Below are 20,133 nucleotides of genomic sequence, written 5' to 3' on the forward strand. Positions count from 1 at the left end.
GCGTGCCGACCGTCGGCAGCTACCGAACCCAACTTTGCGCTGGCCTTATTCTGTCCGGATGAGCGCCGGTCCGGACACGGTCGCAGGTGTCGGCACGTCGCAACCGCGGCGGGCCGTGATCGACCGTGCGTGGCGGATGATCGGTCCGGGCGTCGAGGTTCTCAGCGGCGACGACGGCGGGCCGCTGCGCAGGACGGTGAAGCGGATCATCGATCCGCTGGTGCTGCGGCTGCGCAGCAATCCCGCCTACTCCGCACCGTTCGTCGACGCCGACGTCGCAGCCGAGATGGCCGACGTGATCGGCGACCACGCGGACCGACTGCGCTGGGCCGCAGCATGGTTCGACCTGATGAAGCAGGAACGCCGGCGTCTGCGCATCACCACCGGCAATGCCCAAGACCTCTATTTCCCGGTGTGCTTCGAGCTCGCGGTCACCGACGGCGCGCCCGGCGGGAACGGGCTCGACGTGGCGTCGGCGGCGCTGCGTGCCGTTCACGACGACCGTGACCGCACCGCCGTGGAGGTGCTCAACGCGCACGTCGCCTCACCGCAGGTGATGGCCCGCCTGTCGGCCCAACTGCATCGCAGCTGGGCCGACGTTCGCGCCGACGACAGCATCAGCGGGCCGTTCCTGGCCGGCCTGACCACGGTGCTGGGGCCGGCCGAGGGGCATCGCGCCGCCGTTGCCCGTCAACGGGTGTGGTCGGCGCTGATCGCCGACGCGACGCCGCACAACCTCGGCGCCCGCGCCCGCAGTCAACCGTCGGCGTTGCCGTGGTCGCTGGTCGACCTCGGCCTGACTGCCGCATTGCCGCTGGGGCCACCGCCGTTGGCCGGGGGACCGGAGCGCGACCGGCCGCTGGACCGCAGCGTGGTCGACCGGGTGCGGGCCACTCTGCGCCGCGCGCTGGATCGTGACGAGTTGCCGGACGTGCCCCTGCTGTGCGCCGAGGAGGTCGATCGCGCTTGTGCCCCTTGGGGTTTCCTCGGCGAGGACAACCAGGCCGCGCTGGTGGCGGGTATCGAGGTGGCCGGCCAGCTGGCACCGCTCGACGAACGGGCAGAGACCACCTATCAGGTGGCAGCGATCATCCAGGCCCGGTTGCGCAAAGAGGCGTACGTGCTGCACGCACGCCGGGTGCTGGCCGGCGCCGACCCCGTGCATCCCCGTCAGCGCAGGGTCGTCGAGGAGCTCGCGTGCTTCGCCCAGCCCTACTTGAGTCGGCTGTGGGCGCGGTTGCACGGCCGCGACGTGTGGCAGGAACCCTGTGACGATGTCGACGATCTGCGTGCCCTGCTCGAGGGGGTCGCGCGTTCGGTGAGCCTCGACCACCGGCAGCGGATCAAGGCGATGCTGGAAGTGCAGGTGCCCCAATGAGGTTGGTGGCCGACTCCGGGTTGTGGCGGATCGGGCCCGAGGTGGCCCCGGTGCCGCTGGTCGCGGTGCTCGAGGTCGCCGGCGCGGTCCTGGCCTGGACCGTCGACGAGTCGGCGGACGGGCCCGGTGCGCAGATCACCCTGACCGACGCCGCCCGCGCGGACTGGTTGTGGCGGGTGGTCGGCGAAGACGGCCACCATGCGCTGGCCGCCGCGGCCGCCGAACCGCCGGATCACGATGCCGGAGTGGACCTTTCGGGGGTGGAGGTACGGCCCGGCGCCGTGGCCGGGTTGCGCCGGCTGGCCGTGGGGCATTGGCTGCGCCGATGGTGGCCGGCCAGCGTGCGCGACGGCATCGTCGGCCTCGACCCGGCATTGCTGGATGCCGAGATCGCGCTGCTGACCGCCGACGCCGAGGACTTCGTCACCGACGACGGCCTGGACGCCGACATCGGCGCGCTGCTGGCCCCGCACGCCGGCGCGCTGTCGATGCATCTGCTCGTCGGTGACCCGCGGGTGGTCGAGCTGGTCCGCAACTGTGTGCGGCTGGCCGAGGAGGTGGGCGTCGACGCACCGGGCTGGGCCGACCTGAGCGATGCGCTCGCGAACGTTCCGCTGCAGCCGACGCCGGTCCGCCAGGACGACTACGCGCTGGCCGCCGGCGGCGATACCGGACCGGCTCCGGCCGGACTCATTGCCCGTGGCGCGGCGTCCATCGCGTGGTCCGGGGTACCCGGTGGCGTCTTCGACGCCGCAGAGGACACCGTGAGCTGGGCGGTGGCCGCCGACGGCGACCGGGTGAGCGCGACGCTGCACAGTGCGGTCGTCGGACCCGGCTCACCCGCCGGTATCCCGGTGACACTGCGCTGTGGGGACATCACCGGCGTAGGCGCACTGGACGCATCGGGCCGTGCGGTGATCCCGCTGCTCGATCCGTCGAACGCGCCGCTGACCGCTGCGGGTGGATGGGATCAGGACTGGTCGGCCACCGCCGTCACCGTCGGGGCCGAGGTGACGGAGGCGGCCGAAGCGCGCGAACGGGTCCGGCGGTTCGCGCGGCAGCGACTCGCGCAACCGGGACCTGATGCGTTCCTCGCCGAGACCCTGGCCGCGGAGTCCGACTACTAGGCCAGGGGCGACGGCGGTCCGGGCTTGACGTTGGCCGCGTCGCGGCGGCGGGCCGCCATCCCGGCCAGCGCCTCGAACACCACCCGGTGGGCGGCATTGACCGTCAGTTCGGCGTGGTCGTACGCGGGGGCGACCTCCACCACGTCGACGCCGACGACGTCGTGCTCGTAACAGAGTTGCCGAACCATCCGCAGCAGATCGGCACTGGTGATGCCGCCCGGCTCAGGCGTTCCGGTGCCGGGCGCGTGCGCGGGGTCCAGAACATCGATATCGACTGACACATAAAGTTTTTCGGCCTTGTTGAGCGCCTCCGAGACGGCGCGTCGCATCACGTCCTTGAAGCCATGGTCCCAGATCTCCTGCATGGTGTGCCAGACCATGCCCTGTTCTTGCATCCACTCGAAGGTGTCCTGCGGCGGCCAGTAGCCGCGCAGCCCGACCTGGACGAAATGCGTTCCCGGCACGGCGCCCGACTCGATCAGTCGGCGCATCGGGGTGCCGTGGCTGGCCAGGTTGCCGTCAATGATGTCGGCGGTGTCGGCGTGCGCATCGAAATGCACGATCCCGACATTGCCGTAGCCGTGCACGTCGGCGACCGCGGTGGCTGACGGCCACGTGATCGAGTGGTCGCCGCCGAGGACCACCGGGACGATGCCGCGCGATGCGATGGTGTGCACCCGCTCGCGAATGTTGGCGTGCGACACCTCGGTGGACCCGTGCGGGCAGTGCGCGTCGCCGAAGTCGACGACCTCTAGCCAGTCGAAGATCTCCAGCCCGAGATCCATGTGATAGGTGCCGGGTTCGTACGCGGTGGACCGGATCGCCCGCGGGCCGAACCTGGCGCCGGGCCGATTGGTGGTGGCGATGTCGAACGGTGCCCCGACGATCGCCACGTCCGGGCGCCAGCTGTCCAACTGTTCGGGCTCGGTCAGGAATGGGCGCTGCCCGAACGAGACCATCCCCGAATACGGCAGATCCAGCTGCTCGGCCATACCGGGTGGGAGTTCACGCTCGGGTCTGTGGTCGTGGCCGTGGCTCATCGGCCAGACATTACCGCCGCCGAGCCGGCCGGGTTAGCCTCGACGGGAGAGCGTTCCGTAGGAATCTGTGGGAGTTGACACCGTGAGCGAACCGAGCCGAGCCGAGATCGCCCGCGCGTTCGCCCAGCACCGATTCGACGACGTTCTTCCGCACCTGGCCCGCGACGTCGTGTGGACGATCGTCGGCTACTCGGTGCTGGAGGGTGCCGACGCCGTCGCCACCACATGCCGTGACACCGCGGGCGGACTGGCCGCGACCGTCGCCACCTGGGACCGGTGCCTGACGGTGGAACAGGACGACACCGTCGTCGTCGAGGTGTTGGGCCGGTACCGGCGCCCGGACGGCGTCACGATCGTCTCCAGTTGCCACATCTGCCGATTCGCCGGCGCCGAGATCGCATCGATCACGTCCTACGGCGTGGAGGTCGACCCGGAATCGGTGGGCGCGCCCACCGATGTCCGGCAGGCCACCCGCTGAGGGTCACAGCAGCGGGGTGTCGTACCCGTCGCCGTCGCCGTCGCAGATGCTGAGGTTCGGGCTCACCACATAGCGGGCCTGATTGCCGCCGGCCCGCCGCGCCTCGTACATCGCGGTGGTGGCCAATGCCACGATCTCGTCGAGGATCTCGTTGGGCGGGTGCTCCACCAGCGGCTGCAGCGGGGTGCTCACCACGCCGATACTGGCCGTCATCCCGGCCGGCGACGAGGCCACCGCACCCCGGATCCGCTCGATCAGCGGTGACGAATCGGCCGTCGTGAAGCAATCGGCGACAAGGAATTCCGCCTCGCTGACATGTCCGACGATCGCGTCGCGCCGCACCGTCTCACGCAGCGCCTGGCCCGCGGCCACCCGCGCCCGGTTACCGCCGCGGTTGCCTGCGACGGCGACCATCGCCGCGAAGCTGTCGATGTTGACGACGGCGATCACCAGAAAGCGGTCGTCGCCGCGGTTGCGCGAGGCCAGCAGGGTGGCCGTCTGCAGATAGAACGCGTCGCGGTTGAGCAGTCCGGTGAGCGGCTCGACGGCGTCGGCGCCGTCCTCGGCTCCGGTCAGCCACACCACCAGACGGCAGGAGAACGCCGCGAAGACATACAGCAGCAGAATCAATGCGACGCCGGCCAGCGTCAGCGGAAGATCGGCTCCTGCCATCTGCGCGGCCAGGTAGAGCAGCGTGCCGAGGGCGATGGTCAGGACCGTGGCCAGCAACCGCGGGCCGTGAAAGAGCGCGGCGTATCCGATGACCAGTGCGAACGACGAGGCCCCCAGCAGTCCGTAGAGCGGAACCACCGGAATGACGGACCCGATCGCGATGGACACCGAGGCGACGACCACCAGCAACGCCGACTCGTTTCGGGTCGGCCACCGGTGCCGTAACCAGACGGCCGTCGATGCGAAGCACAGAACAGACACCACTATCAGCAGTGATCGGCTGAACGGCCACCGCAAAGCGGCCGAGCTGCCGATGGTCGACAACGTGATCAGGCCCAGGGTGAAGACGCTGCCGGCGATCACCCGAGAGGTATAGGTTTGCGCGCCGCGAGCCGCGAGCAGGGCGGTCAAGGTGTAGTACTGATTCGCGGATCGGGTGGACAACGCCAGACGCATTACCCCACCCTTCGTGATCGCACCGCTGCTGCACGACGTGTCAGCAACGAAATCGCGTGTGCGCTACCGATGCCGGGTACCGAGCCTAGCGAACGCTTTCTGCACTGGCCACCCCAGGTTTTCTCAGTTTTTCCGCACACGACAATTCGACGGGTGTGGCGAATGGCCGGATTCGGTCACGCCGGGACGACGACGGTCAGCTCGTTGCCTGCCCGTTCGACGTGCATCCCGGCGCGGCGGGCCACGGCGGCGACCGCGGCCGCGTCACCGGGTTCGGACCGCGACGTCGCGAGCGCCCTGGCGAGCCGGCCCTTGTGCGCCTTGTTGAAATGTGTGACGACGGTTCGGCGGCCATCCGGGCGCTCGGCCAGCACGTCGACGCGTACCGCGCCGGGTAGCCGGCCCAGCGCCGCATACGAGCCGGACCGCAGGTCGACGATCAACTCGCCGGCGGCCATCTCGGCCAGCACCGGCTCGAGGACCGGACGCCACCGGGCCGCGAGTGTCGTGCTGCCGGGCAGTTTGGACGTGGCCGACAGCCGGTAGGCCGGAATCAGGTCGTCGGCGCGCAGCACCCCGAACAAGGCGGATCCCACCGCCAGCCGAGCGTGGGCTCGCGCCTTCGCGGCGCCGCGCAGCGACTCCACATCCAGGGCGTCGTAGAGCACGCCGGTGTAGCGGACGATGGCCGGCAGCGTCGGGGAGGTCAGCAGCGCGGCATTGCGGTCGATCTCGGCGTCCTGCGCGGGGGAGATCCCCAGCGCCGCCCGGCACGCCTCGGGATCGGCGGCCAGCGTGACGAGTTCGTCGAGCAGGTCCCGGCGCAGCGGACCCAATGCCGGATTGCTCAGACCGTCGAGTCGCAGCGGGGGGCCGTCCCCGCCACTGCGTTTGGTTTCCGACGGCGGAAGCAGAACGATCACGGTGCAGACGGTAGCGGGGACTCCGCGGCGCCTGTACCTGGCCCCGGCGCGACGCTGATAAGTTTGGCGGTCAGTGTTTTGACACAACAGGACACGACTCACCAGCAGCGCATCGAGGGGTGAAGGTGGCGTCGGCCGAACAGCCGAACCCTGACGACGAACTCCGGCAACTGTGGCAACTCGTCAACCATCTGCCGGGCATCGTCGGATATTGGGATCGCAATCTCCGCAACGTGATTGCCAATGATGCCTACCTGCAGTACTTCGCGATGGCGCCGCATCAGGTGCACGGCAGGCATATCCGCGAGGTGTTGGGCGAAACCGTCTACGCGCTGAACCTGCCCTACATCATGGGCGCCCTCGCCGGCCACGAGCAGCTGTTCGAGCGCGAGCTCGTCGGCCTGGGCGGTGTCACCCGGCGCACCCTGCTCTCCTACGTCCCCAACATCGTCGACGGCGAAGTGCACGGCTTCTACGTTCAGGGCACCGACCTGACCGAGGAGGCGCAAGCCGAGCGCACCCTCGATGACGCGCGACGGCTGTTCGAGGTCAGCATGGCCAACGCCCCGTACGGAAAAGCGGTCGCGATGAAGACCGGCGAGATGTTGCTCGCCAACCCGGCGTTGTGCGAGTTGATCGGCTACGGCGCACCCGAACTCGTCGGCCGCGATTACCGCGAGTTCGTCCACCCCGACGACATTGCCGCCGGTGAGCAGGAGATGGCTGCACTACTGGCCGGGACGGTCACCCAGGTCTCCTCCGAGCGCCGTTACATCCGCCGCGACGGCAGCGTGATCTGGATGCAGCGCAGCGCAGTCCTGGTGCCGGGCCGATTGCCGGGAGCCGAGGACCTCGTCATCGCGCAGTTCCAGGACGTCACCGCGCGGCGGGTCGCCGAAGCCGAGCTGGCCCGGCTGGCCGTCACCGATCAACTCACCGGGCTCTACAACCGTCGGGCTCTGGTCAGTCGCGTCGCCCAACAGCAGAGCGCCCGGCCGGCGACTCCGGTCGGCATGATCTTCATCGACCTGGACGGCTTCAAACATGTCAACGACTCGCACGGGCACGCCGCCGGTGACGTCGTTCTCGCCGAGGTTGCCCGACGATTGAAAAATGCTGTCGACGAACCGAATTCGGCGTATCGCCTGGGCGGCGACGAGTTCGTCGTCCTGCTGCCGGACGCCGCACAGGACGACGAGGTGCGCGTCCTGTCGGTGGCCGTGCGCTCGGCGCTGACCGGCCGCTACACCGCCGACTCGAGCGAATTCGACCTCACCGCGTCGGTGGGGTGGACGTGGGGTCACGCAGAGACCGCCGAGGAGCTCATTCGGAAGGCCGACATCGACATGTATCGGCACAAGGCACGGCTTCGCCAATCCGCCGATCGGCGCGACCGCGACGTCTGATAGACCCTCAGCGTGAAGGCAATCAGCAGCGATATCTGGAATGTGATGTCGACGGCCAGAACCATCAGGCGGTTCACCTCCGAGCCGGTCGACGACGCGACGCTGAGCCGCTGCCTGCAGGCCGCGACGTGGGCACCCTCGGGTGCCAATGCCCAGGGCTGGCGATTCGTGGTGCTGCGTTCGCCCGAACAGCGGGAGGTGGTCGCCGCAGCGGCAGCTCGGGCCCTGGAGGTCATCGAGCCGGTGTACGGGATGAGCCGCCCCGCGCCGGAGGACACCGGAAGACAGGCTCGCAACAACCGCGCGACCTACGAATTGCACGACCGCGCAGGTGAATTCACGTCCGTACTGTTCGCCCAGCAGCACTATCCGACCGCCTCGGAGTTGCTGCTCGGCGGATCGATCTTCCCGGCGATGCAGAACTTCCTGCTCGCCGCCCGCGCTCAAGGACTCGGCGCGTGTCCCACCGGTTGGGCCTCCTACGGCGGTGCGGAACTGTTGCGCGAGGCGGTCGGCGTGCCCGACGACTGGCTGATCGCCGGCCACGTCGTCGTCGGCTGGCCGCGGGGCAGGCATGGGCCGCTGCGGCGCCGGCCGCTGTCGGCCGCGGTCAACCTGGACCGGTGGGACGCACCGGCTGATCACCTGCTGGCCGCCCTCGCGCAGGACGAGCCTCAGCCGTAGGCGAGCAGCAGCGGCACCCGCTGTTCGGCACTGGTCAGCGAGCCGTGCTGGCCGATCAGCGCCGACTCCATCGGTTCGGCCGTCCGTCGCACCAGTGCGGCGCGGTCACGCGTGGCGGCCACCACATCACCGATGCGGGCACGCGCCCGGTCGTCGACCGCGTCACCGAACCAGCCTGCGGTGATGGCCTCGTCGCGCGTCACCACCCAGGCATGCTCGGCCAGCGTCTCGCGCCAGGTGGTCAGGACATCGGCGCCCGCCCCGTCGCGCACGTAGACATGACGGGCCCGCGCCTCGCCGCCGATCGCCGCCACACCGTCGAGCAGATCCGTGGCGGCGTCGAGGTCCACGGTCGCCGCGCCGTCGACGGCCACCATGCCGTGATCGGCGACCACCGCCAGCAGCCCGCCGGCCGGCAGAGCTTCCACGACGGACTCCACCAGCCGGTCCACCTGCCGCAGTTCCATCCGCCACGCGGGGGAGCCGGGTCCGTAGAGATGGCCCATCAGGTCGAGATCCGCGTGGTATCCGTAGCAGAAGCCACCGCCGCCGATCGTGGCGCGGACTTCGGCGGCCAGATCGCCCAGCCCGATCACCCCGACGTAGCGGCCACCGCGCAGCACCGCCCGGGTCAGCCCGGAGCCGGTGAATTCCGCGCCGGAAATCACGCTGACCGCCATGCCCGCTGATGCGGCGCGTTCAAAATTCGTTGGCAGCGGCTGAATCTCCTCCGGAACAGCGGTCTGGCGCGCGTCCTCGCCCCACGGGTGTGGACGCCACCGCAGTGCGTTGATGATGCCGATCTCGGGAAGCCGGAAGGACAGGCCGACCATGCCGTGGCCGCCCGACGGCAGCCCGGTGCCCACCGCCGCCAGACCCGCTGCCGTGGTCGACGGGAAGCCCACATGCAGCGTGCGGCCCCGCATCCCGGCCAGCACCGGGGCATCCTCGGCGTAGGTGTCGAGCAACTCGGCGCCCAGACCGTCGATCAGCAGCACGCAGGCTCCGGCGACGGGTCCGGCCAATCCGATGCGCGGTTCGAAGCCGGCCACGCCCATCGCGGCCAGCACCGAGGGCACCACGTCGGCCAGGTGTGGGGTGTCAGCATCGACGCGGGGCAGGATCACGGCTTCGAGCCTGCCATGTCCTCAGGGTTTGCCGAAACCGGCTTTCGTCAAGATCTCCTGGCCGGCCGGACCGGTCACCAGATCCACGAATTTGCCTGCCAGAGTTGGATTGCCGGCGTGCGCGAGGGTGGCGATCGGATAGGTGTTGACCGCGCCGGCCGCTTCGGGGAACGACACCGCCAGAACCTTGTCGGCGGCGCCCGCGGTATCGGTGACGTAGACCAGCCCGGCGTCGGCCTGACCGCTGGTGATCTTGTTCAGCACGTCGGTGACCGAGGACTCCTCGCTCACCGGAGTCAGTTTCACCCCGGTCTTGTTCTCCACATTCTGGGTGGCCGATCCGCACGGCACCTGGGGTGCGCACACCACGACAGCGAGGCCCGGTGTGGCCAGGTCCTGAAACGTCTTGATGCCCTTCGGGTTTCCGGGAGCGACGGCGATGGTCAAGGTGTTGGAGGCGAAGTTGACCGGCGGCCCGGCGAGCAGCCCGGCTTGGCCGGCTTTGTCCATGTTCTTGGTGTCGGCGGAGGCGAAGACGTCGGCGGGGCGCCCTGGGTCAGCTGGGTCACCAGATCGGAGGAACCCGCGAACGAGAACTCCACGGAGGCACCGGGATTGTCCTTGCTGAACCGATCGCCGATGGCGGTGAAGCTCTTCTTCAACGACGCGGCGGCGAAGACGATGATCGTGTGGTTCCCCGGCGAGGTCGTCGTGGACGACGATTGCTGTGACGGGGAACTGCAGCCGGCGATGAGAAGCAGACCGGCGGCAAGCGCCGGCATCAGACGTGTGATCACTGTGCTCCTGACGTTTCGACGATCACCGTGGTGGCCTTGACGACCGCCACCGCGACGCTTCCCGGTTCGAGGTTCAGGTCCCGCACGGCCTCGCTGCTCATCAGCGAGACGACGGTGAACGGTCCGCACTGCATCTCCACCTGAGCCATCACCGTGTCGGTGACCACTTTGGTGACCAGTCCGGCGAACCGATTGCGGGCGGAGCTGGCGACCGACAGCGGGTCCTTCGGGGCCGCGGCGGCGCTCTTGCGGGAGTGGGCCGCCAGCGCGGCTCCGTCGACGGTTTTGCGGCCGGACTGGTCGTTGCCGGTCGGCAGGTCGCCGTCGTCGATCCACCGCCGGATGGTGTCGTCGCTGACGCCGAGCAGCTCGGCGGCCTCTCGAATTCGCAGCATCGGCACGGCCGAACACTAGCGGATTTTATCCGCACCCGCGGATTCAACCGCTGGTTTCAGCCGCAGTTGAGGAAACAGTGTGGGTAAGCCGGTGCAGTTACACCGGCGTCGTAGGGTGTGGCCGTGCGACTCATGCGCGGTGGCGCACCGCTGGCGGCGACACTGGCGCTGGGACTGCTTGCTCCGCAGCCCGCCAACGCCGATCCGAACGCGTTGTGGCGGATCGTCCACGACCAGTGCGTCGTCGATGTTCAGCAGCACCACGACCCCGCGCCGTGTTCCCGCGTCGACCTCAGCCGCGGCGAGAACGGCGGCTATGCGGTGCTCAAGGACATCGTCGGAGACCGGCAATACCTGCTGATCCCGACCGCCCGCATCCCGGGTATCGAAAGTCCCGAGCTGCGGGAACCCAACGCCACCAACTACTTCGGCGCGGCGTGGCAGTCCCGGTCGTTCGTCGAGCAGCGGGCCGGCGGAACCATCCCGCGAGACTGGATGAGTTTGGCGGTCAATTCGGCGATCGCGCGGACGCAGAACCAGCTGCACATCCACATCGACTGTCTGCGCGCCGACGTCCACGACGCGCTGCGCGCGGCGGCCGGTTCCATCGGCGCGACCTGGGCACCGGTCCCGGTTCCGCTGAGCGGCCACAGCTATTGGGCGATGGCGGTCGACGGCACCGATCTCGACGCCAACCCGTTCACCCTGCTCGCCGACGGCATCGCCGGCGCCCGCGACGACATGGGGGAGTACACGCTGGTGGTCGTCGGCGCCACCGACTCCGCCGGCCGGCCGGGCTTCGTCATCTTGGCCGACCGCGCCGACGACACCGGCGACGCCGGCGGTGAAGAGTTGCAGGATCACGACTCCTGCCCGCCGCCCCTTCCGGCGACGCCCGGCACCGCCAAATAACCGGCGCATCTCGAATCACCGCGAGCGCATTGGTGGTCAGCGCCGCGCCCGGTCGTCACCATCGGCGACGTAAGAACAGTGGCGCGAGCGGAAGGTGACCGTGACCGAATCCTCAGAGCCCGGTGGGAACGACGCGAGCCGGGGTCGTTTCGCCATCGGCGTCGACTGGTGGGCGACCATCGTGGCCGGCATCGTCGTCGTGCTCGCCGCCGCCGACGTCCTCCCCAAGATTCCGTGGTGACCCGTGACCACAACTGACGTCGCACACACTTCGGAAGAGCAGCCGATCTTCACCAGCCGCAACCTGCTCGACTACGTCCCCGGTGTGCTGCTGCTCATCGGCGTCGGGCTGCTCGGCAAGTACGCCCAGATCTGGTGGAATGCGCTTGCCAAATCCCAACATTGGACAGTTCCCGATATCGAGTACGTGCTGTGGGCCATCGTGATCGGTCTGGTGATCGCGAACACCGTTGGGCTACACCGGATTTTCCGGCCCGGAGTACAAACCTACGAGTTCTGGCTGAAGATCGGCATCGTCGCGCTCGGTGCACGATTCGTCCTGGGTGACATCGTGAAACTGGGTGGCATCTCCCTGGTGCAGATCCTGCTGGACATGGCGATCGCCGGAACGATCATCCTGCTGGCCGCCAAGGCGTTCGGGTTGTCGGGCAAATTGGGCTCGCTGCTGGCCATCGGCACGTCGATCTGCGGGGTATCGGCGATCGTGGCCGCCAAGGGTGCGATCAGGGCGCGCAACTCCGAGGTCAGCTATGCCATCGCCGCGATTTTGGCGTTGGGCGCTGTCGCGTTGTTCACGTTGCCGGTCTTCGGCCACGCGCTGGGCCTGTCCGACCACGAGTTCGGGCTGTGGGCCGGCCTGGCCGTCGACAACACGGCCGAGACCACCGCCACCGGCTACCTGTACTCCGAGGAGGCCGGCAAGCTCGCCGTGCTGGTGAAGTCGGTGCGCAACGCCCTGATCGGGTTCGTCGTGCTGGGGTTCGCGCTGTACTGGGCGTCCCGCGGGGAGGCCGACCAGCTCGCGCCGGGGTTCGGGGCCAAGGCGAGATTCGTGTGGGAGAAGTTCCCCAAGTTCGTGCTGGGCTTCCTGGCGGTGTCGACGCTCGCCACGGCCCACGTGCTGACCAAGGGTCAGACGGCGAACCTGGGCAACGTATCGAAGTGGGCGTTCCTGCTGACGTTCGCCGGGGTCGGCCTGAACACGAATTTTCGCGAGTTGGCCCGCACCGGCTGGCGGCCGCTGGTGGTGGCCGTCATCGGCCTGGTGGTGGTGGCGGTGGTGTCGCTGGGGCTGGTCCTGTTCACCTCACGAGTGCTGCACTGGGGCGTCGGCGCCACCTAGCACGCTCAGTACGGCGGCATCTGCCCCTGGCCGGACGCCCCGGCCATCCCGTTGAGGGTGTCCAGAGCATGGCGCAGCTGAAGCTGGGACAGCAACGGTCCCGCGGGTGCCGGCGGCTGCTGATCGGTCAGCGTCCACGGCTGGCAGCCGTCGGTCTTGAATGTGGCGTCGCCCGGATCGATCTGCACCACCGAGGGTTTCTTGGTCAGCGCGTTGTCCACGTTGGTCTGGCCGTCGGGTCCGCCGGTCCGCTTCCAGTAGCACGCACCGCCCTCGACGGGTCCCGCCGATGCATAGGTGCCCGGCACGATGTCGACACCGACCTTGTAGGTGCCGTCGCTGTCGATGGTGGACTTCGGCGCACCGGCCGGCGTGGCGCCCGGTGTCGGTGTCGGTGTCGCACCCGGGGTGGGTGTCGGGGCCGACGCGTCGACCGGACCGGGTGCCGGCCCGGTCGGGGACGGCGTGGGCGCCGGGGTGGTGGTCGGGTCGGCGGCTGCGATACCCCCGCCGACGACGCCGGCGGCTACCGCCAGCGCACTGATCGCGATCACATGTGTTATTCGACCCACGTCAACTAGGGTAACCCGGCGCCGGACCCGGCCGGTCCGGACTGAGCTAACGTCAGCTGATGGCCAGCTTCACCGACGCCGTCGCGAGCGGGATCCCGGTCCTCACCGACGGCGCGATCGAGACGCGCGTCATGTTCGAGACACCGGTCGCGATGGATCCCGACGTCCAGGTCGCCGGACTGCTCGGCGACCGGCAGGGCGAGGCGGCACTGCGGGAGATCTACCGCAGCTATCTCGACGCGGCGGCCGCGACCGGTGTGCCGCTGGTGATCGGCACGCCGACGTTTCGGGCGAGCGTCACCTACACCCGTCGCGCCGGTCTCGGCGACCTCGAGGCCGTCCGGCGCCTCAACAGCGCCGCGGCCACTTTTCACCAGGAGTTGCTCGACGGCCATACCGGCCCGCCGGTCTGGGTCGCCGGGGTGCTCGGCCCGGCCGGCGACGCTTACCGGCCCGCCGAGGCGCCCTCGGCATCTGCTGCCTTCGAGTACCACCGGCCGCAGATCGACACCCTCGCCGAGGCCGGGGTGGACTTCCTGTTCGCGGCAACATTCCCTGCCGTCGGCGAGGCGGTCGGCGCGGCTCGGGCCATGGCCCGGACCGGCTTGCCGTTCGTCGTGTCGTGGGTGCTCGGCGCGGACAACCGCGTTCTGGACGGAACGTCGCTCGCCGATGCGATCGGGCAGGTGGATGACGTCGCGGCGCCCACGTATTTCTCGCTGTCGTGCATCCATCCGACCGTTGCCGCCCGCGCCCTCGACGCCTGCGGTGACGCGGTCGACCGGATCAATGAGGTCAAGGCCAACGGTTCGACGCTGAGCCCCTCCGAATTGGTGGCTCTGGACCACGCCGACAGCGATCCACCCGCGGAATTCGCCGCCGCGATGGACGACCTCAGGCGAAGTTACGGGGTAGCGGTCGTCGGCGGGTGCTGCGGCACGACCGACGAACACATGCGCGCCCTCGGGACGCTGCTCACCACACGGTGAATATCGGTCAGGCGGTCTTGCTCAGCAGGGGAAGCAGCAGTCGACGACGGCTCAGAACCGCGTCGTCGAATTCGTGCTCTGCCTCGGCCACCGAGCCCACGATCGGGAATACGACGTCGCTGTCCCTACGCAGACGGCGGTTCACCGCGTCGCTGCCGACCACGGCCCATTCCACACCGACGGCGGTGCAGACATCGTCGATATCGCACAGCAACCGGATCGCCTGCGGAGCAAACGAGATCACGCCGGACAGGTCCAGAACGAACGGCTTCTCGGCGAGGACGAGCCGCTTGGCGCATTCGGTGACCCGGTCGACGTTCACCGAATCGATCCGACCGCTGACCGCGACAACCGTCGCCATGTGGCGAGAGTGTGCTCGAACGTGGGCGCCCTCGTAGTCGACAGCGGGGTTGCCGTATCGCGACGTGAAGCTCGACATGGGTGCCTCGTTTCGGTCCTGTTGCGTGTGTGACGGGTTGTAGACCGTCTCAACTTGACCCAAACGTTATGCCGCTAATTTAAGGTCCCCGGGAGCAGCGGCTAAATCCTTGTTAAGAACCCAACTTTCGGGCCAACCCCGGATTTCGGGCAACGTCGGCCACCGAACGGCTATCGGAGAGCCGGCAGAACCTCGTCTGTAAGCAGAGTTACGGACTTCCACGCTTCCTCCACCGGCATGCCGCCAACCAGCGGATGCATCACGATGGGGCCGTAGTTTGCGCTTGCGCGAACCTCGTCGATCAGCTGGTCGGGGGTGAGGAATCGGTACCTGCCGGAGGCCCGGACTTCGGCCAGGGTCTGCACACCCGGCAGGTGCATGGACGACCGCGACGGGTCGTCGGACCACGCCCCGTAGGTGACCGCCTCCCACAGAATGTGGCTACCGAGTTCGGCCCATGCCCGCTCGGGGTCGTCGTGCAGATAGATCATTCCGCGGTTGACCGCGGGCGGCATCAGGACGAACGGCTGCAGACCGGCCTCCCGGCACAGCTCGGTGTAGTACTCGGCGAGGTCGGGCCGGTGGTCGGGCAGGCTCAGCGGGAGACCGAACCGCACCGCCCGGCGGACGGTGGCCCGGACGCCGCCGCCGACGTAGAGCGGAGGGTGCGGCTTGGTCCAGGTGCCCGACACCACACCGGAGTCACCGGTCCAGGCGGCCAGCATGGTCTCCAGCAGCTGATCCATGAGTTCGCCGCGGCGACCGAAGTCCACCCCGAGGGTCCGGTACTCCTCTTCCCGGTAACCAAGGCCGACCGTGGTGTGCAACCGGCCGCGGCTCATGGCGTCGACGAGCGCGATGTCCTCGGCCATGCGCACGGGGTTCCACAGCGGTCCCAACGCGCAGTCGATGCTGGCGAAGATGTTCGCCGTGCGGGCCAGGAACATGCCCGCGATCATGACCGGGTTGCAGCTCCAGCCGTGGCCGGTGACGTGGTGTTCATCGACGCTGATCGCCGCGATTCCGTGCCGGTCACCGAACTGGGCCAACTCCATTGCGGCCGAAAGCAATTCACCCTGGACGCCGGGATCTCCTCCTGGAGAGGCGAAATTGAAGCGGAGAATTGCAAGCATCTGAGCACTGTATTGGGGTGATTGCGCCAAACTCGATGCGAACGGGTCACGATTTGGCCGCTGTGCTCGGTCGCCGGGACGGACTGTCGGCGGCCGTCGCTACGGTGGCGGCGTGCGCGAGGGCTCGGCAGCGGTGACGACGGCATTGCAGTGGCTGGGTCTGTGGGTGGTCGCCACCGCGCTGCTGGGGTTCGTCGGCATGCTGAACAGGCTGGGGTGGGTGCTGGCCGCGCTGAGCGCGGTGGCTGTCGTGGTGAGTGTATGGCGCGCGTTGCTGGCCTGGCTGGATCACCGCCGAAACCTCCGGCGCGACGCGCTGTACCGCGCCACCGGGCAGGCCGCCGTCGACGCCATGACGGGCGTCGATTTCGAGCACTACGTGGCGGCGGTGTTGCGGGGCCTCGGCTATGAGGTCGAAATCACCAGGGCAACAGGTGATTTCGGCGTCGATCTGATCGCGACCAAAGGCGACACCCGCACCGCGGTGCAGTGCAAGCGGCAGAACCGGGTGGTCAACGGCGCCGCGATCCAGCAGGTCGTCGCCGGTGCGGCCGTCCATGACTGCACGGCGACGATGGTGGTCTCCAACAACCGGTACACCAGGGCCGCTCACCAACTCGCCGACATCCACGGCTGCGTGCTGGTCGATCGCACCCGCCTGGCGCGGATGTCCCGGGCTCAGCCGATGAACCGGTCCCGGTAGGCGCCAAGCCGCTCGGCGACCTCACCGGCGTCGAGTCCCACATCGGCGAGGTCGTAGATCACCTCGCCGTAGCGGCCGCGGGGATGCTCGGCGATGAAGTCGGCCATGGCGGCTCGCACCTCGTCGTCGAACGGTTGATCGGCCACCCCGTAGATCGCCGCCAGAGTGCCCTGCTCGTCGGCCATGAAGTCGGTGAACCGCACGTCGATCGACTGATCGGCCGGGAGCACGTCGCGGTCGCGAAGGCAGCCGCTGAACAGGTCGTCGGCGCGGTCGAGCCAGTACCGCGCGATCTTCACCGGATCCGGCCGGGCACTGGCCATCCGGGAGGCATAGGCGATCATGGTGACCATCGAGCGCGTCACCTCGACCGGATCGCGATGCGTCACAACGAAAGTCGCATCAGGAAAGGTGGCGTACAGGGTGGGGAACTGCTCGAGGTGTTGCGGTGACTTCAACACCCAGCGGGTCCCGCCGCGCAGCCATTGCATGGCCTGAAGTTGGCGTTTGAGGTACGCGTACGACGGCCCCTGGTCATGGGACTTGTAGTGCGCGGCGAACGACGGCAGATAGTAGGTGGTCTCGAAGAGCATGCCGGAGATGTCGTTGGCCAGCAGCTGGATCTCCTCGTGCGCATGGTCGACGGTCATGTCGTGCATCCGCTTGAATTCCGGCATCGAGGAGTCGACCAGTTCGAGTCCGGTAGTACATCGGTCGCGCCGTGCTTGGTCCTCTTCGCCTGGCGCGGGGAAGGGCTCCAGGCTCTCCCAGTAGGGCAGGTACCGCATGTTGGGGTCGGCGGCGATCAGGTTGTGCAGGTGGGTGGTACCGGTGCGGGGCAGGCCGCAGATGATGATCGGCCGGACGATCTCGATGTCCTCGATGTCAGGGTGCTCGGCGATCAGCGCCTCCAGTCGCAGCCGGTTGACCAGGTTTCCGACCAGCTGCTCGAAGACCACGGCCACGCCGACGTCGGACAGCCCGGCCTCCTCGCGCAGGGACGCGGTCAAGACGTCGAGCCGTTCACGGAAGCCGGCGTCGCCCCACCCGGTCAGCCCGGTGCGTTCGGTTGCCGTGGCCAGCAACGCCTCTGAGGTCAGCTCGAGGATCGATCCGTAGCCGGCGAGCGCATCCCGCATCGGCTGGGCGGCCGCAGGGAACACCGGATGCGCGAGGTCGGTCAACCGGATCGGCTGGGGGCGCTGCACATCGGCGGTCATGCCAGACCCCCGGCGACCTGAGCGACGTCGACGACGCGGCAGCTGGGCCGTTTCGGGGTCTCCTCGGGAAGGAACCAGCGCAGCCAGATCAGGCCTTTGGTGCGTCCGGCCGTCGATACCCAGTTGGGGTGGCCGGGATCGGTGTCGCTGACCACGATTCGCCACGATCCGTCGGGCTCGTAGGTGACGTGCGCGCCGTTGATGGTGACCCGCTCGTAGGTGTAGTCGTAGGTGTGCAGGAACGGATTCCACAGGCAGAGGTTCCAGAACACGCATTCCGGCGACGTGCCGTCGATGATCAAGGCCTGGCCGGGCTGCAGCTCGTAGGCGCCCATCGCGTACGCCGCGTCGCCGGCGGCCCAGCCGTAGGTCTGCTGCGGAACCGGGTAGGGCTCGGCGATGTCGTTGGCGGGCTGCACCGTGGTGGGGATGAACGAGCACTGCTCGGCCAGCCAGGTCCGGGCAGCGCGCAGCCGGCGGGTCAGGTCGGCGCGATCGTCGTGCTTGCGGGCCGGGGGATCGATGGCCTCGATCTTCCACTGCGCACGGCGATCGGTTTCGGGGTTGTCCAGGTAGTCGCGGGTCAGCGCGACGACGGCGTCGTCCTCCAGCTTGAGCCACGCACCTGCTTGCGGGTCGGGACTGATGGTGAAGTCGAAGTTGCCGTCGGCGTCGAACTGCAGGGAGCGGTCGTTCATGGTGCCGACGATGCGGTTGCTGTAGTGGCCGTCGTCGGGTCCGCCGTAGACGGTGATCGACAGGTAGACCGAATCACCCCGGTTGCCGGTCACCCGGTAGGTGCGGGTGGGATCGATCGGCGCCAGTTGATAAAACGCGTCCGAATTGTCGCCACCCCACCGCTGATAGGGACCGATGACGTCGACGAACCGCGGATTGTCCTTGTCTCCCCAGACATAGGCGTCGACGGCGACCCGCAGCAGGCTGAACGTCAGCCGATACCCGTCGAGGATGTCCGCTTCCGGCAGCGGCGGATCGCTGGCCAGGAACTTGCGTTCGATCCCGCCGAGTTCATCGAGCAACTCGTGGAAAGCGGTCGACAATTCATCGTCTGCCATGTTCATTCCTTATCTCGTGTCTGCGCGCCATGCATGATCAGAGAGCAGAGGGTGTCGACCAGGTGGTCGGTGTCGGCGCGCCCGTCGACGAGGACGCCGTAGAACGTGGTGCCGACCAGCATGTTGAACAACGTGTCGGTGTCGACGTCGGTGCGCACCACGCCTTGGGCGGCTGCGGTCCGAACCAACTCGGCGAGCTCAGCCCGGATCTTGTCGTCGAGCAATTGCTGTGTGCGGATGTGTAATTCGGAGTCACGGCGCCGTTCGGCGAGGATGCCCAACGTTGCGGCCTCGACGACGGGCTCGCGCCAGAAGGCCACCGCGCCGCGAACGAATTCCCGCAGATCGGTTTCGAAGTCGCCTGACCGCGGCAGTTCTGCTGTGCCACCGTCGATTCCGAAAGCCGCCTCGAAGACGACATGGGCCTTGGACGGCCAGCGGCGGTAGATGGTGGGGCGGCTGACGCCCGCGGCTCGGGCGATCGACTCCATGGACACCTGGTCGTAGCCGACATCGGTGAGCAACCGGCGGGTGGCCGCCATGATCGCGGAGTCGGTGCGCGGGTCCCGCGGCCGGCCTCGCACAGTCTCGGGGACAGGCGCTCCGGCGTGATCGGGGGCGGTCACGCCGGTTATGTTCCGTTACGTAACGTAAACTGTCAAGAGTGTGACGTCCAGATTGAACCTGTTCACCGCCGGGCATCGTGATTACACAATTAGTGCGCCCCGACGGCCAGGAGGTCATGCCATGAAAGTCATGCTGCGAGCGCTGGCCGTGGTGCTGTCCGCGCTGAGCATCGCGGTCGCGGCCCCGCCGACGGCCAGCGCCGACGATCAGCTGGCGTTCACCGGCACCACCCTGACCGGAGCGCCGTTCAACGGTGCGAGCCTCAAAGGCAAGCCGGCGGTCCTGTGGTTCTGGACGCCGTGGTGCCCGTTCTGCAACGCCGAAGCCCCCAACGTCAGTCAGGTGGCCGCGGCCAATCCCACGGTCACGTTCGTCGGTGTCGGCGCACGCTCCGATGCCGGGCAGATGCAGGCCTTCGTGTCGAAGTACAACCTGAATTTCACCAACCTCAACGACTCCGACGGATCCATCTGGGCCCGCTTCAACGTGCCGTGGCAGCCGGCGTATGTGTTCCTGCGTCCCGACGGCTCGTCGACGTTCGTCAACAACCCCACCTCGGCGATGTCAGAACAGGAGCTCAGCGACCGGGTGCGCGCACTGGTGTCCTGAGCCCCGA

The 20,133-nt window shown here is 68.4% G+C and carries 22 protein-coding genes and 1 pseudogene; 11 read left to right on the forward strand and 12 right to left on the reverse strand.

What is annotated here, in order from left to right:
- Positions 1 to 58: 58 nt before the first annotated feature.
- Both D3H54_RS14235 and D3H54_RS14240 read left to right on the forward strand, forming a co-directional pair.
- The gene (locus D3H54_RS14235) at positions 59 to 1,378 is read left to right on the forward strand and encodes a hypothetical protein (protein WP_210419697.1); all 1,320 of its coding nucleotides are present in this window, start codon (positions 59 to 61) and stop codon (positions 1,376 to 1,378) included.
- Complete coding sequence (locus D3H54_RS14240) at positions 1,375 to 2,505, forward strand: hypothetical protein (RefSeq protein ID WP_149379585.1); 1,131 nt, start codon at positions 1,375 to 1,377, stop codon at positions 2,503 to 2,505. The genes D3H54_RS14235 and D3H54_RS14240 overlap by 4 nt, the downstream gene beginning before the upstream one ends.
- Here the strand turns inward: D3H54_RS14240 and speB are convergent.
- Positions 2,502 to 3,545, reverse strand: coding sequence for an agmatinase (speB, locus tag D3H54_RS14245; RefSeq protein ID WP_286199239.1), 1,044 nt, complete (start codon positions 3,543 to 3,545; stop codon positions 2,502 to 2,504). The genes D3H54_RS14240 and speB overlap by 4 nt on opposite strands.
- Positions 3,546 to 3,627: 82 nt before the next feature.
- Here speB and D3H54_RS14250 point away from each other — a divergent pair, with 82 nt between their 5' ends.
- Positions 3,628 to 4,023, forward strand: coding sequence for a nuclear transport factor 2 family protein (locus D3H54_RS14250; RefSeq protein WP_149379586.1), 396 nt, complete (start codon positions 3,628 to 3,630; stop codon positions 4,021 to 4,023).
- A gap of 3 nt (positions 4,024 to 4,026) precedes the next feature.
- Here D3H54_RS14250 and D3H54_RS14255 read toward each other — a convergent pair whose 3' ends face one another.
- Both D3H54_RS14255 and yaaA read right to left on the reverse strand, forming a co-directional pair.
- Complete coding sequence (locus D3H54_RS14255) at positions 4,027 to 5,151, reverse strand: GGDEF domain-containing protein (RefSeq protein WP_149379587.1); 1,125 nt, start codon at positions 5,149 to 5,151, stop codon at positions 4,027 to 4,029.
- Between the two features lie 176 nt (positions 5,152 to 5,327).
- Positions 5,328 to 6,074 carry a peroxide stress protein YaaA gene (gene yaaA, locus D3H54_RS14260; RefSeq protein WP_149379588.1) on the reverse strand — a complete coding sequence of 249 codons (747 nt, stop codon included), beginning with the start codon at positions 6,072 to 6,074 and terminating at the stop codon, positions 5,328 to 5,330.
- 125 nt (positions 6,075 to 6,199) lie between these two features.
- On the opposite strand from yaaA, the gene D3H54_RS14265 reads away from it, so the two are divergent.
- Both D3H54_RS14265 and D3H54_RS14270 read left to right on the forward strand, forming a co-directional pair.
- Positions 6,200 to 7,480, forward strand: coding sequence for a diguanylate cyclase (locus D3H54_RS14265; protein WP_168214864.1), 1,281 nt, complete (start codon positions 6,200 to 6,202; stop codon positions 7,478 to 7,480).
- A 45-nt stretch (positions 7,481 to 7,525) separates the two neighbouring features.
- Positions 7,526 to 8,164: a nitroreductase family protein gene (locus tag D3H54_RS14270; protein ID WP_149383537.1), complete on the forward strand. Its 639-nt coding sequence runs from the start codon at positions 7,526 to 7,528 to the stop codon at positions 8,162 to 8,164.
- Here D3H54_RS14270 and D3H54_RS14275 read toward each other — a convergent pair.
- The 3 genes and pseudogenes from D3H54_RS14275 to D3H54_RS14285 form a co-directional block, all read right to left on the reverse strand.
- Positions 8,155 to 9,291, reverse strand: coding sequence for an alkaline phosphatase family protein (locus D3H54_RS14275; RefSeq protein WP_149379590.1), 1,137 nt, complete (start codon positions 9,289 to 9,291; stop codon positions 8,155 to 8,157). The genes D3H54_RS14270 and D3H54_RS14275 overlap by 10 nt on opposite strands.
- A gap of 21 nt (positions 9,292 to 9,312) precedes the next feature.
- Positions 9,313 to 10,073: pseudogene (modA, locus tag D3H54_RS14280) on the reverse strand (molybdate ABC transporter substrate-binding protein).
- A gap of 11 nt (positions 10,074 to 10,084) precedes the next feature.
- On the reverse strand, positions 10,085 to 10,489 hold the full coding sequence (locus D3H54_RS14285; RefSeq protein ID WP_149379591.1) for a TOBE domain-containing protein: 405 nt from the start codon (positions 10,487 to 10,489) through the stop codon (positions 10,085 to 10,087).
- 126 nt (positions 10,490 to 10,615) lie between these two features.
- Here D3H54_RS14285 and D3H54_RS14290 point away from each other — a divergent pair, with 126 nt between their 5' ends.
- The 3 genes from D3H54_RS14290 (at position 10,616) to D3H54_RS14295 (ending at position 12,758) form a co-directional block, all read left to right on the forward strand.
- Positions 10,616 to 11,395 carry a CDP-diacylglycerol diphosphatase gene (locus D3H54_RS14290; protein ID WP_149383538.1) on the forward strand — a complete coding sequence of 260 codons (780 nt, stop codon included), beginning with the start codon at positions 10,616 to 10,618 and terminating at the stop codon, positions 11,393 to 11,395.
- A gap of 100 nt (positions 11,396 to 11,495) precedes the next feature.
- Positions 11,496 to 11,636, forward strand: a complete 141-nt coding sequence (locus tag D3H54_RS31240; RefSeq protein WP_168214865.1) for a hypothetical protein — start codon at positions 11,496 to 11,498, stop codon at positions 11,634 to 11,636.
- 3 nt (positions 11,637 to 11,639) lie between these two features.
- Positions 11,640 to 12,758, forward strand: a complete 1,119-nt coding sequence (locus D3H54_RS14295; RefSeq protein ID WP_149379592.1) for a YeiH family protein — start codon at positions 11,640 to 11,642, stop codon at positions 12,756 to 12,758.
- Between the two features lie 5 nt (positions 12,759 to 12,763).
- Here the strand turns inward: D3H54_RS14295 and D3H54_RS14300 are convergent, their stop codons facing one another.
- Positions 12,764 to 13,261, reverse strand: coding sequence for an Rv1352/Rv1906c domain-containing protein (locus D3H54_RS14300; protein WP_432246591.1), 498 nt, complete (start codon positions 13,259 to 13,261; stop codon positions 12,764 to 12,766).
- 128 nt (positions 13,262 to 13,389) lie between these two features.
- On the opposite strand from D3H54_RS14300, the gene D3H54_RS14305 reads away from it, so the two are divergent.
- On the forward strand, positions 13,390 to 14,319 hold the full coding sequence (locus tag D3H54_RS14305) for a homocysteine S-methyltransferase family protein (RefSeq protein ID WP_149379594.1): 930 nt from the start codon (positions 13,390 to 13,392) through the stop codon (positions 14,317 to 14,319).
- A 7-nt stretch (positions 14,320 to 14,326) separates the two neighbouring features.
- Here the strand turns inward: D3H54_RS14305 and D3H54_RS14310 are convergent, their stop codons facing one another.
- Both D3H54_RS14310 and D3H54_RS14315 read right to left on the reverse strand, forming a co-directional pair.
- Complete coding sequence (locus tag D3H54_RS14310; RefSeq protein ID WP_149379595.1) at positions 14,327 to 14,758, reverse strand: STAS domain-containing protein; 432 nt, start codon at positions 14,756 to 14,758, stop codon at positions 14,327 to 14,329.
- 170 nt (positions 14,759 to 14,928) lie between these two features.
- Complete coding sequence (locus D3H54_RS14315; protein WP_149379596.1) at positions 14,929 to 15,891, reverse strand: LLM class flavin-dependent oxidoreductase; 963 nt, start codon at positions 15,889 to 15,891, stop codon at positions 14,929 to 14,931.
- Positions 15,892 to 16,003: 112 nt separating this feature from the next.
- Here D3H54_RS14315 and D3H54_RS14320 point away from each other — a divergent pair, with 112 nt between their 5' ends.
- Positions 16,004 to 16,594, forward strand: coding sequence for a restriction endonuclease (locus tag D3H54_RS14320; RefSeq protein WP_149379597.1), 591 nt, complete (start codon positions 16,004 to 16,006; stop codon positions 16,592 to 16,594).
- Here D3H54_RS14320 and D3H54_RS14325 read toward each other — a convergent pair.
- Genes D3H54_RS14325 through D3H54_RS14335 form a run of 3 tightly spaced genes read right to left on the reverse strand, consistent with a single transcriptional unit; the run spans position 16,570 to position 19,516 of the window.
- Positions 16,570 to 17,814 carry a sulfotransferase family protein gene (locus D3H54_RS14325; RefSeq protein ID WP_149379598.1) on the reverse strand — a complete coding sequence of 415 codons (1,245 nt, stop codon included), beginning with the start codon at positions 17,812 to 17,814 and terminating at the stop codon, positions 16,570 to 16,572. The two genes, D3H54_RS14320 and D3H54_RS14325, sit on opposite strands and share 25 nt — an antisense overlap.
- Positions 17,811 to 18,890 carry a DUF1214 domain-containing protein gene (locus tag D3H54_RS14330; protein ID WP_149379599.1) on the reverse strand — a complete coding sequence of 360 codons (1,080 nt, stop codon included), beginning with the start codon at positions 18,888 to 18,890 and terminating at the stop codon, positions 17,811 to 17,813. The genes D3H54_RS14325 and D3H54_RS14330 overlap by 4 nt, the downstream gene beginning before the upstream one ends.
- Positions 18,891 to 18,892: 2 nt before the next feature.
- Entirely contained in the window at positions 18,893 to 19,516 is a 624-nt protein-coding gene (locus D3H54_RS14335; protein WP_286199240.1) for a TetR/AcrR family transcriptional regulator, read from the reverse strand.
- A gap of 130 nt (positions 19,517 to 19,646) precedes the next feature.
- Here D3H54_RS14335 and D3H54_RS14340 point away from each other — a divergent pair, with 130 nt between their 5' ends.
- The gene (locus tag D3H54_RS14340; protein ID WP_432246592.1) at positions 19,647 to 20,126 is read left to right on the forward strand and encodes a protein disulfide oxidoreductase; all 480 of its coding nucleotides are present in this window, start codon (positions 19,647 to 19,649) and stop codon (positions 20,124 to 20,126) included.
- The last annotated feature ends 7 nt before the right edge of the window (positions 20,127 to 20,133 follow it).

The sequence above is a fragment of the Mycobacterium sp. ELW1 genome (assembly GCF_008329905.1).
Taxonomy (GTDB): Bacteria; Actinomycetota; Actinomycetes; order Mycobacteriales; family Mycobacteriaceae; genus Mycobacterium.